Raw genomic sequence first — 11,533 nt, forward strand, 5'->3', positions numbered from 1 at the left:
CCCAGGCAGTAAAGACTTTGGTATGGTCCCCACAATTTCGCTCCGATGCTGGGGGTTAAACTAAGTCAAACCGTTGACCCCGCTTAACAAAGCCCAGAAAGCCATCTTCCAACGCGGGCGGCAATGGCCCCGGTTGGTAGCCATAGAGCCACATTTTTGCTTTGATGGCAGCGGGCAGTTTACGCAACTCGTTGTAATGGGCGTGGACGGGGCTGGGATAGGGGGAAATTTCACAGTCATGGAAAATGATATCGGCCCCATGGAAATATTCCTGCAGGCGATCGTAGCTAAATTTGGTGTCGTTGCTGAAGAAGACTTGGAAGTGATTGACCGTGAAAAAAAGACCATAGGCGGGCATCAACATTGACCCCGTATCCACATGGTTGAGCTTAATTAATTGGAAGTTAACATTTTCCCAAGTGAACGTTTCTCCTGGTCCCAAGGCGTGGATGTGAAAATAGCTATCAACTTCCGTCATCCCCCCTTCAATGGCTTCCATCCCCCCGGCCAGGGAACGCTCCCATAAATCCGCTGCAATATCCTGACTTAGATATAAGTTGGGCTTGCCGCAGTTGGGGTCGAACATGGTGCTAAAACCAACATATTCTAATCCCCCCACATGGTCTGAATGGAGATGGCTAACGTAGATATCGGTGATGTCCCGATGACTCAGACCGAGGGCGTAGAGGGAAAAACGAATGTCGGTGCCACAATCAATTAGGAACTTTTTGCCGTTATCGAGGGTGAGAATGGCATTGGACTGAAAGTTGTCCGCCCCCACCGTGAAAGCAGAGCCGGAGCCAAGAAAGGTTAGGTTAGCGGCCACAATCTAGCCCCCCTGAGCGGAAGCAATGGCCGCGGGCTGGGCCAGTGCTCCTTGGTAAAGTTGATAAAAACGCTGGGCGATGTCGGTGGGCATTGCAGAAAAATGGACGTAAAAACCGTGACTTTCCCCAGGGGCTAAGTCTAATACTTTGGCGTAGAGTGCCGGTGTTCTTCCTGGCTCTCCGTCTTCTCTCAGGTTAATTTTAATATTGGTTAGACCCTCTGGACAGTTGTGGTTTGGAGAAATCTGAATAAATCCCCCTTTAGCCGAGATTTGCTGCAACGTACCGGGAATTACTGCGTCGGTGATATGTTTTCCTTCCAAGCAGATGTATTCCAGGGATAGGGGCTGGGGGATGGGAACATATTTTTGTTCTTCCACCGCTAAGGAGAGATTATAGGGTTCCCCCACACCGGCCACGTCCCAAATGACGACGGGATCCTTCACTCCTTTGGGTTGCACGGTTCTGTTCCCGTTAACGTGAACCCGATCGCCAGCGGCCTCTAGGGTAGTGGAGGAAATGAAAATTTGTCCCCCGGTGGTGTAGGACTCAATACGATAGGTGAGGTTAACTTGTGCCCCCACCACGCCATACTTGGTGCGCTTTTCAGAACCAATGTTGCCCACTACCACTTCGCCGGTATTGATGCCAATGCCCATTTCCAAAGGTTGTAAGCCTAACCCTGTTACCTGTTGGTTCACTTCCCGCAGGGCCAGTTGCATTTCTACCCCACAGGCCACCGCCCGCAGCGCATCGTCTTCTTGGGAAGTGGGAGCCCCAAATAGCACCAAAATGCCATCCCCCATGAATTCGTCAATGGTGCCGCCATGGTGGGTAATGACATCGGCCATTTTGCCAAAGTAGATATTTAAAACCTTAACCACTTCCTCGGGGTTTAATCCTTCGGAGGTGCTAGTAAATCCCCTTAAATCTGAAGTAAGGATGGTGATGGGGCGGCGATCGCCTCCCATTTTTAGTCCTTCGGGGTTTTCCAGTAGGGTGGCCACCACTTGATCGGTCAAATAACGGCCAAAAGTGTTGCGGACTTGGACCCCAGCCCGGGCCATCCAGGTGACAATAAATACCCCCGATCCTAATAAACCCAACATGGGGGGAATAACGGGCAACCACCACCCAGCCAGCAATGCGCCATAGCTAATGGCCAGTAACGCCCCTAAACTGCCCACAATGGCGGCGATCGGCAACCATTGCCCTCCGGAACGACGGGTAGCGTAGCGTAACTGCCAGGTAATCACCGCTCCGAAAAAAGACCAGAGCCCTACCCAAAGCCATTCCACCGGTTCAGACCAACTTTTCAGGAGGGGTTGACCTTCCATGCCAGCGTTAAGGATTTGGCTGATGATATTACCGTGGATCTCCACCCCCGGCACGGCTCTGGACAAACCGAAAGTACTACTATTGGGGGTGAAATATAAATCCTTGAAGCTTTCCCCCACCTTACCCAAGAGGATGATTTTGCCCTTGCCCCAATCCGCCGGCAGTTTATCCTCCAACACATCGGTGAGGGAAACTTTGGGAAAAGTGGATTGATAATCAATCAGTAATTGAAAGCCTCCATCATCCGCCCGAATATAACCACCGCTGTCCGACTGGAGGGGGGAAAATGTCACTTGGTTTAGGCGAAAGTCATCACTGCCCTCCCGCACCGGTTCCGGATAAATTTTTAGGCTATCTAAAAAACGCAGAGCCAGGTGTAGCCCAAAGCTGTAATGGGGTTCCCCGTCCCGCACCAAATAAATAAAGCCCCGGCGGACAATATTGTCGGCATCAATGATCAAATCATTGGCTCCGACTTGATTATTTTCCTTCAACAATGGTGGGGGATTAACGGTTTCAATGCCCGGTTTACCCGCTACCTTCTCAATGCCCACCAAATTAGGGGTACTGGTGAATACTGCCGCTAACTCGTCTGTGCCCGGTGGCATGGGTAAATCCCGGTAGAGATCCAGCCCGATCGCCGCTGGTTGTTGGGCCTTCAGCTTAGTCAGAATTTTAGCCAGCAATTGGTCATCGATGATGGGAGTGTTGAGGTAGGTGACGTCCTGTTCATCAATGCCGACAATGACAATGCGGTCATCTTCGTGCCTTGGTAAAAGCCTTACCCCAGCATCGTAGCTCTGCCATTCCAGCACCTGTAAAAGCCCTGTAAAGCGGAGCAAAATCACCATGGCCGTCACAGCAGGGGTCGCAATCCAAATACCCCGGGATTGCCAAACAAACCTTTTCCAAGCTGACGGTATGGTCCAACCCATTAATGTTCTCTGGTATTTCCTTTAGTTTTCTCCGGTGGTCAGTTAGCAGAGGCGGAAGTTTTGACCATTTGGCAACATTCCACCACGGGGGCCTCTGCCCAGGTTTTAAATCCCCCCGACTCCAGAAATTCCTGCCATTCTTCGGGTTCCTCCTTGGCGATCGCCGCTAGGGCATTCAGCGCATCCAACCATAGGCCTTGTTCCGCATAAAAAGCCGCCTTTGCTAGGGAGGAATCAGCCTTAGTGGAGGATGGAGCCAAGGGAGTGTAGTTCACTGTCAGTTCCATTGTGAGATTATCTTCGGCGTTATTGGCATCACAAACAAGGGTCAAAGTAACGTTATAAAAATCATCCTCAAGGGCATTATCCGGCAATGTAACAGGGAAACGAACGATGCCCCCTTCCTTCGGCACGGCGAAAGTCGTTTGATTTTGCTCCTTGGTAATGGGGTCTGCCAACTGCACCTTGGCTGTCACCTCCGACTGGGGGGGCACATAGGCATAAATAAAAGTTTCCTTGTTGGCGGTATTGTGGAAGCTGCTGCCTTGGTTGTAATCACCGGGAATTAGAAGTTGAAAAGGTAATTTGCCCTTGGTTAAACAACTACCACCGCTAGTTTGTCTGACTCCCCCACCGCCACTGGTAGCCGTTTGTCCTCGGTCAGTATTCGCTTGAGGAAACTTCAGGGCGATTAACTGAGACGAAGATTTGACCGTGGAGCCATAGGAGGGGGAAATACCAAAGGGGAAAGCGAGGGCTAAACCCATCAATCCGGCAAAAAGTAACTTTCCTGGGCGGTTAGACATAATTAACACTGCCTGGGCAGGACAAAGGGCAAAAACAGAGTCATTTTTACCCAAGATAACAAATTATTTACCCCTTACTTTTGTAAATACCGGTTAAAAAATTGGCTCAGTTCCCTAAAAACCTCTGCCGATTCCAGTGTGTCAAATTGGTAGAGATATTCCGCATGGGAAAGACCTTCAAATAGCTGTAAATCCACCGATACATTGTTTTGTCGCAGTTTTCTTTGTAGTCGGGCAGTGTCGCTCAGTAATAAATCTCTAGTACCACTAATAAGCAGGGTAGGGGGTAAACCAGCTAAATCATTGTAAATGGGCGAAATGAAGGGATGGGTTAGGGGTAATTCTCCCGCATAAAGTCGGGCAAAACCTTCAATTAGACCGTCATAGCTAATGGCAGTGCGGTCAACATATTCGTTGGTGAAGCAAGTGTCCCCCGTTTTGGTTAAATCCACCCAGGGGGACAATGGGGCGATCGCCGCTGGTAGGGGCAAATTAAGTTGCCGCAGTTGACAAACCAGGGCTAGCAATAAACCGCCCCCCGCAGAGGTACCGAACAGGGCTAACCGATTAACATCATGGGTTTTCACCAACTCCTGCCACATGACCAAAGCATCTTCCAATGCCGCTGGAAAAGGGTAATTGGGTGGCTGACGGTAATCAATACTAATTACTTCCACCTGACCGTAGTGGGCCGCCAAAATTGCTTCCCCCGTCCCCAGTTCTCCGCCAGCCAAAGCGTAACCGCCCCCGTGGAGATGCACCCAAATTCTTTGGCCATTTTCCGGACTAATAATTGGAGGAGTCACTCGATAAACATTTACCCCGGCGATGCTTTCCTGGGTTAACGTCACCGGAAATTGTTGCCGTAATTTTTGCCATAAAACTTGGCTAGCTTGGTCATAGGCGGCAATGAGAGTTTGCCAGGCTGGTTTATCCTCCAGAGGCGGGATATTTTTGATTGCTTCCATGGCCCCTTGCAACGATTGGGCGATCGCCTTTTTTAAGGCTGGGCTAACGCTGGCCGGTACGGGCAAGGAACGGGACGGCAATGGGCGAGGGGCATAAACCATGGTTTGGTCAGAAACAAAACAATTTTTCTATTAAGTTTTATCAAGTTAATGGCAAAATTTAACTTTAAAATTAACTTCAAAATCTGTTGGACATAATGGCGTAACTTAAACTGGGGATAGACCAGCTTTGGCTATGGAAAAGTCTCTGTACAATGGTCCAATGTTAACCAAATATACACAGTGGAATACCAATTATGACTAACCAACCCAACCAAGTGGATCCAGAAAGCAGAAATTGGGCCATGATCGCCCATCTGAGCACCTTTGCAGGCTACTTGATCCCTTTTGGTAACATCATCGGTCCTTTGGTGGTGTGGCTAATGAAAAAAGATGAGTCCGAATTTGTTAATGATCAGGCTAAGGAAGCGTTAAATTTCCAAATTAGTATCTTAATTTATGTGATTGTTTCCGCCGTCTTGATTCTCTTATTAATTGGCATTCCCCTTTTAATTGGTGTTTTGGTTTTTGACTTGGTAGTAACAATTATGGCGGCCATTAAAGCCAATGAAGGAATCCGGTACCGCTATCCTCTCAAAATCACCTTTATCAAATAATTGCTCAACAAATAAGTAGATTAACTGATGACTTATCAGCAGCTTATTGACTGTCGGTTTAAGTTTACTTAAGTCTTTGAACTACTGGCGTTAGAACTTGTTTGAAAAGTTTTATTCTGCCCCCTAAATCTCCTCACTAAAGCTCCGGCAATACTGGGGGTCTTTTGTAAGAGTTTCCCCCTTTCTAAGGGGGGCTAGGGGGGATTAAAGAGCCAAAACTCAACTTTTAAAAAAGGCTCTTAAGCTTGAATTAATTAACTTACCAAAACTTTAGTTGGTAAATAATGTTCAACAAAATCTACCACGGTACTTAAACCTGTAGCTGTTTTCAAGTTAGTAAATACGAAGGGTTTTTCCCCTCGCATTTTTTTTGCATCCCGATCCATTACGCCTAAATCTGCTCCCACCATGGGGGCCAAGTCTATTTTATTAATTACCAATAAATCTGATTTGGTAATGCCTGGGCCGCCCTTACGGGGAATTTTGTCCCCCGCCGCTACGTCAATGACATAGAGGGTTAAATCCACCAATTCCGGGCTAAAGGTGGCTGCTAAATTATCTCCTCCACTCTCCAAAAACACCATATCTAGGGGCGCAAAACGGGCCTCTAAATCGGCGATCGCCGCTAGGTTGAGACTAGCATCTTCTCGAATGGCCGTGTGGGGACACCCTCCAGTTTCTACCCCAAGGATGCGATCGGGGGTGAGGGCTTCCGCTCGGACTAAAAATTGGGCATCTTCCTGAGTGTAAATATCGTTAGTGACCACAGCCAATTGATATTTTTGCCTCAAGGCTTTGCAGAGGGCTTCCAAAAGGGCTGTTTTGCCAGAGCCCACAGGGCCAGCAATGCCAATGCGGAGGGGAGTTTGAGCCATGGTACTAAATGGTACTAACAGGAAAAAAATATGAAGATAGGCTTTCAGTGTACCGTCTAATTTATATTTTCTTCCGTTGATTTACTGGGGCAGGGTTGCTTAGGCCGATGTTAGAATTTATTTATGGGCAAAAGTTCTGTATCTCTCTCAATACTTTGTCGCAAGGGCTTTTAGTCCCTGAGAAAACTCCAGAAATTTTGAACTCCCTAAGCCTCACTATCAGATAATTTCAGCGTTCTGAGAAAGTTTCTTGCCTATCGCCATTACCCCAGCTAACCCCTACTTCAGAATATCTGCGAACTTTTGTGACTTTTTACCAGCGCAGACTGCACGTTTTACTGATTGAAGATCAGCAATGCCAGGTGGAATTGCTCAAGGTTTTACTGGAAAGTCAGTCTTTTTTTGCGGTACAGATCCAGGTGGCCCGGACCTTGGCCCAGGGCGTTAATCGTCTCCAGAGTGGTATTTTTGACACCATTTTACTGGATTTATTTTTACCCGATGGTCAGGGGATTGAAGCCTTGACGACTGTGCAGAAGTTCGCACCCCATATTCCCATTATTGTGCTGACGGCGGCCACAGACTTAAACATGGGTTTGGCGGCCTTACAAAAGGGAGCGGAGGATTATTTAGTTAAGGAACACCTGCGGGAAAGTCAGATTGCCAAAGCAATTCTCTACGCTTTGGAAAGAAAAAAAGCTCGGCGACAATTGGAGGTACAGATTGAACGGGAAAGATTAATGGCCCGCATTCTGGAAGAAATTCGCCAGTCCTTGGATTTATCAGTTATTTTGCAAACCACTGTGGATGAAGTACGTAAATTTCTCCAGGCAGACCAAGTGGTTATTTACCGTTGCTATTCCCCCAGGGCAAGCAGAATTTTGGTGGCGGCCCCCAGCTCTTCCCTCCCAGCCAATGGTGATCGCCGTCATATCCCCGAGAGGGGACCGGATTCCAACGGTGAACCAACGGAACCGATTCCTTGCCAAACCATCAATTCCCTCCGTCAACTTCCCCTGGACGAAATAACCTTGGGGCCCAGGGCTAAAGATGGGGTGCTTATAATCCCTATCCAACCCCAAAAGCCCCATCAAGAAGATTGCCTTTGGGGGCAATTGGTTGTTCGGGTCGGAGACCAAAAACGTTCATGGTTACCCTGGGAAATAGAATTTTTGTGCCATCTCAGCAGTCAAGTGGCGATCGCCATTCAACAATCAGCCCTATTTGCCCAAGTCCATTACCTAGCTAACATGGATGGGCTCACAGGCATTGCCAATCGCCGTTATTTAGACCACTTTTTAGAGCAACAATGGCAAAAATTAGCCAAGCATCATCAATATCTCAGTTTAATTTTGTGCGACATCGATTTTTTTAAACAATATAACGACACCTATGGTCATTTAGAAGGGGATGAATGCCTAAAAAAAGTAGCCAATTTGCTCAAAAAAGTAATGCGTCGGGGAACGGATTTAACGGCCCGTTATGGGGGGGAAGAATTCGCCCTGGTATTACCCCAAACCAACAAGCAAGGCTGTCAAAATGTGGTAATTCATCTCCAAAGTGTGTTTAAACAGGCCCAAATTCCCCACCGCAGTTCCATTATCCAACCCTATCTCACCCTCAGCATTGGTAGTGCCACCATGGTGCCGCTCCCTAATGTACCACCAAAACAGTTAATTGACTGGGCAGATCAGGCTTTATTTAAAGCGAAAAAAGCTGGTCGTAATTGTCACTTTAGTTTTGCCGATTAATTTGGTAAAGATAATACTGCTCTTCTTGAATAAAGCTATGGCGAAATTCTGCCAAGGGAGTAATGCTTAAACCGGGCTGGCTTACTTCTAAAGGGGTGTTTAAAATCAGAATTATCGGTGGGCTTAGCTTAAGTCCCAATTGTTGATCAATTTGTTGCAAAATTTGCTGTTGATTCACTTCCTGTCGTTCGGCGGTAAAAATCACAAAACTACCTAAAGCCCGACTTTCTGGATAATAAATTTTTCTGTTTAAGTGGGCAGCAATGGGACTGGCCATAAAATCGTTACTGCCTACTAAAGCTCCTTCTTGTAGGCCTTGATCAACTAAATAATTGGCCACTGCTCGACTAGCAGAATAGGGTAAAAGTAAGTCCCTGCCATATCCTACTAAACCGCCGATTAATTGACAAACTAAAATTAAAGTAAATAAATAAGGGACTAGTTTTTGACTCCATTGTTTAGCCCTAGATAGAATTTTTTCTTGCAACAGGGGAGTGGGAGAGAGGTAAAACTTCAACCAATAACTAGCAATTAAAACCAAATATAGACTGCCAAAATGCCGAGGAGCGCCCAAAAATCTACCGTAGGTAAATAGTAAAATAGCGCCACTGCCCAACCAATAAAATAATAAAATCAGTGGATAATCGCTAAAATATAAGGACCAAACTGTGAACAGGATGAGGGAAAAAATGCTGAAAATTCCCAGATCCAACGGTCGGCGATCGGAAGGGACCAAAATCGTGATGTAACCATTCCAAACCCGGCTCAATGCTTGCCCTAAACGATACCAGTCCCATTGCAAAATCCATTGGTCTGCCCCACCATGGAGGGTGCTGTCCCCTGGTTGTACCATTACCACCACCGACAGGGCCACAGCCGCAGCGAAGAATAAAATACTAAGCAACCTGTCCCACCAAGGGGCCTGTAACGTCACTCCCAAGGGTTTTTGCCAAATCCATTCCACCCCCAAGGCGATCGCCAAGCAGACACTAACCATGAGGGCATAGGCATTACTATTGGCCATGAAGGCTAAACAGAAAGCCAGGGGTAGATACGTTTGTTTGCGACGGGGAAATAGGGCACAAAAGGCGAACAATCCCAGTAGTCCCAACGCATAATTACGGCTAATCAGTAGATATTCATAAAAAGGCAAATAACCGAGGGAAAAAATTAACTTTTGCCAACGGGGCAAAGGACTGTAACGCAGAAAAACGGCGATCGCCGCCATGGCCAGAGCGAGATGAAATAGCTGCATGGCCAGCAAGTTGGGGGTCAGTTGATTCAACAACCAGAGCAACCCATACCAAAGCAGGGGATGGCCTTCGTAGCGCACATTACGCCAAAAATCAGCAAAATCAACACTATCCCGGCCGATTAGCCAGCCATTGACCTCATCCCGCCAAGGAGCATGGTTTAACGTCCCTATCAGCCCCAGGCAAAAAATGCCCAGCCAGAGCCACCATTCAAAGTGCGGCAGGCGATCGAGACGACGGGCAAGATTTAGTTTGGCCATGGAGAAGGGGTTTAATTTGTTGGCTGGACACCGTAAATCAGCATTACCAATAGGGGTGTGGCTAGGGTGAGGATAACAGTCAAAGGAGCGCCAATGCGGGCAAAATCTGTAAAACGGTAACCCCCAGGGCCATAGACCATGGTGTTGGTTTGGTAGCCAATGGGGGACATAAAGCTATTGGAAGCGGCAAAGGTAACCACAAACATAAACGCTAACGGATTTAAACCCAAGCTTTGGGCCACTTGGAAGGCAATGGGTAACATCAACACCACGGTGGCATTGTTGGACAAAATTTCCGTTAGCAGAGCTGTGGCAAGATAAAACAAGAGCAATAGAGCGTAGCCAGAAAGGTGGCCTCCTGCATCGGCCAAAAAGCTAGCAAACCAGGCGGTGGTGCCGGAATTTTCCATGGCAGTGCCTAGGGGAATTAACCCTGCCAACAGAAAGATCACATCCCAACGGATAGCACCATAAATTTCCCCCGGCTTCAGGCAACCACTAATCACCATGGCCATTACCCCGGCCCAACTGGTGACGCTAATGGGCAAAATATCCAATCCTGCGATGACAATGACCAAAGCCACAATGGCGATCGCCGTTTTGGCCTTATCAAGACGGAGATTATCCAAGGGTTTTTCTTCCAATACCAACAATTCCCTAGTAGTCTGCAAACCAAGGAAACTTTCCCTAGGTCCCTGGAGTAGTAGTAAATCGCCAAACTTGAGGCGCACCTTTCCCAAGCGCTGGCGAATTAATTCCTCCCCCCGGCGAATGGCAATCACTGTGGCGTTATAGCGTTGACGAAAGCGTAAATCCTTCAGGGTGGAACCAATTAAACGGGAATTAGAGAGAATTAACACCTCCGCCACCTTTTCTTCAGAAGATTCCAGAGGCCCTGCATTATTGGTTTCGGCGCTAACAAATTGCACATCGGCCAGGATTTCAATACCTCGTTCGTCCTTAATTCTGAGTAAATCTTCCCGCCCCGCCCGCACCAGCAAAATATCCCCCATGGTCAACACCCGATCCGCCAACGGTTGGGGAAAATGGGTATCGTTATGGATAATTTCCAACACATCAATGTCAAATTTGCGCTGAATTTCGCTCTGCCGCAGGGTTTGGCCAATCAGGCTAGAACGGGGAGGAATAATAATTTCGCTGACATAGTCTTTAATTTGATACTCCGCCGCCACATTGCCATCGGAAATATTACGTCTAGCCGGTAAGAGTATCGGGGCCGCTAGGACAATGTAGATCAAACCAACACTGAAAGTGAGTAAGCCCAGGGGAGTGAATTGGAAAATGCTAAACCCCTGGCCAGTCAATTTTTCTGCCAAACCGCTGGCAAGAATATTGGTGGAAGTACCCAGGAGGGTAATCATTCCCCCCAGAATGGTGGCGTAGGAGAGGGGAATTAATAGTTTGGAAACGGAGATTTGTCTTTGCCTGGCCCACTCTTCAATGATGGGCAAAAAGATCGCCACGATCGCCGTGTTGTTGAGAAAGGCAGAGCTGGGGCCGACGATAAACCCCATCAGTAAAAGTTGTCTGCGTAAACTATCGCCGCCAAATTTGATCAGGCTATCGCGAATAATTTGGATAATGCCGGTGCGGGTAATGCCGTAGCTTAAAATAAACATGGCCATGATAGTGACGGTGGCGGAATTGCTAAACCCCGCAATCCCCTCCGTGGGGGTGACCAAACCCAACACCATTAAAATCACAGCCACCAGAATGGCGGTGGTGTCGATGGGTAACCACTCCAACACAAACATCACCAGCGCAAAAACAATAACTGCCAGAGTGAGGGGAATTTGATAGTCTGCCAGCCAGGTTTGCAAAAAGGCCATAGTTATCCCAAAAG

General features: G+C 47.7%; 9 protein-coding genes. 2 read left to right on the plus strand and 7 right to left on the minus strand.

Going from position 1 to position 11,533, the window contains the following annotated elements; all coding sequences use genetic code 11:
* Positions 1-55: 55 nt before the first annotated feature.
* The 4 genes from BWK47_RS02040 to BWK47_RS02055 form a co-directional block, all read right to left on the minus strand.
* On the minus strand, positions 56-826 hold the full coding sequence (locus tag BWK47_RS02040; RefSeq protein ID WP_162327382.1) for an MBL fold metallo-hydrolase: 771 nt from the start codon (positions 824-826) through the stop codon (positions 56-58).
* A gap of 3 nt (positions 827-829) precedes the next feature.
* Entirely contained in the window at positions 830-3,100 is a 2,271-nt protein-coding gene (locus BWK47_RS02045; RefSeq protein ID WP_162327383.1) for a CHASE2 domain-containing protein, read from the minus strand.
* A gap of 38 nt (positions 3,101-3,138) precedes the next feature.
* Positions 3,139-3,906, minus strand: coding sequence for a DUF928 domain-containing protein (locus BWK47_RS02050; protein ID WP_162329581.1), 768 nt, complete (start codon positions 3,904-3,906; stop codon positions 3,139-3,141).
* 74 nt (positions 3,907-3,980) lie between these two features.
* Positions 3,981-4,976, minus strand: a complete 996-nt coding sequence (locus tag BWK47_RS02055; protein ID WP_162327384.1) for an alpha/beta hydrolase — start codon at positions 4,974-4,976, stop codon at positions 3,981-3,983.
* A gap of 194 nt (positions 4,977-5,170) precedes the next feature.
* Here BWK47_RS02055 and BWK47_RS02060 point away from each other — a divergent pair, with 194 nt between their 5' ends.
* Entirely contained in the window at positions 5,171-5,530 is a 360-nt protein-coding gene (locus BWK47_RS02060; RefSeq protein ID WP_162327385.1) for a DUF4870 domain-containing protein, read from the plus strand.
* 254 nt (positions 5,531-5,784) lie between these two features.
* On the opposite strand, the gene ureG is transcribed toward BWK47_RS02060, so the two are convergent.
* Entirely contained in the window at positions 5,785-6,405 is a 621-nt protein-coding gene (ureG, locus tag BWK47_RS02065) for an urease accessory protein UreG (protein ID WP_162327386.1), read from the minus strand.
* A 305-nt stretch (positions 6,406-6,710) separates the two neighbouring features.
* Here ureG and rre8 point away from each other — a divergent pair, with 305 nt between their 5' ends.
* A complete protein-coding gene (gene rre8 / locus BWK47_RS02070; protein ID WP_162327387.1) occupies positions 6,711-8,156 on the plus strand; it encodes a high salinity-induced biofilm formation responseregulaton Rre8 in 1,446 nt (481 codons plus the stop codon).
* Here rre8 and BWK47_RS02075 read toward each other — a convergent pair.
* Entirely contained in the window at positions 8,140-9,669 is a 1,530-nt protein-coding gene (locus BWK47_RS02075) for a hypothetical protein (RefSeq protein WP_162327388.1), read from the minus strand. The two genes, rre8 and BWK47_RS02075, sit on opposite strands and share 17 nt — an antisense overlap.
* A gap of 11 nt (positions 9,670-9,680) precedes the next feature.
* On the minus strand, positions 9,681-11,519 hold the full coding sequence (locus BWK47_RS02080; protein WP_010871604.1) for an SLC13 family permease: 1,839 nt from the start codon (positions 11,517-11,519) through the stop codon (positions 9,681-9,683).
* Positions 11,520-11,533: the final 14 nt, after the last annotated feature.

The organism is Synechocystis sp. CACIAM 05 (genome assembly GCF_010222815.1).
Classification (GTDB): domain Bacteria; phylum Cyanobacteriota; class Cyanobacteriia; order Cyanobacteriales; family Microcystaceae; genus Synechocystis.

What these genes read in the sequence shown, in the direction of transcription:
- BWK47_RS02045 (WP_162327383.1), bottom strand. Translation starts at nt 3,100, where the DNA reads ATGGGTTGGACCATACCGTCAGCTTGGAAAAGGTTTGTTTGGCAATCC.
- BWK47_RS02050 (WP_162329581.1), bottom strand. Translation starts at nt 3,906, where the DNA reads ATGTCTAACCGCCCAGGAAAGTTACTTTTTGCCGGATTGATGGGTTTA.
- BWK47_RS02055 (WP_162327384.1), bottom strand. Translation starts at nt 4,976, where the DNA reads ATGGTTTATGCCCCTCGCCCATTGCCGTCCCGTTCCTTGCCCGTACCG.
- BWK47_RS02060 (WP_162327385.1), top strand. Translation starts at nt 5,171, where the DNA reads ATGACTAACCAACCCAACCAAGTGGATCCAGAAAGCAGAAATTGGGCC.
- ureG (WP_162327386.1), bottom strand. Translation starts at nt 6,405, where the DNA reads ATGGCTCAAACTCCCCTCCGCATTGGCATTGCTGGCCCTGTGGGCTCT.
- BWK47_RS02075 (WP_162327388.1), bottom strand. Translation starts at nt 9,669, where the DNA reads ATGGCCAAACTAAATCTTGCCCGTCGTCTCGATCGCCTGCCGCACTTT.
- BWK47_RS02080 (WP_010871604.1), bottom strand. Translation starts at nt 11,519, where the DNA reads ATGGCCTTTTTGCAAACCTGGCTGGCAGACTATCAAATTCCCCTCACT.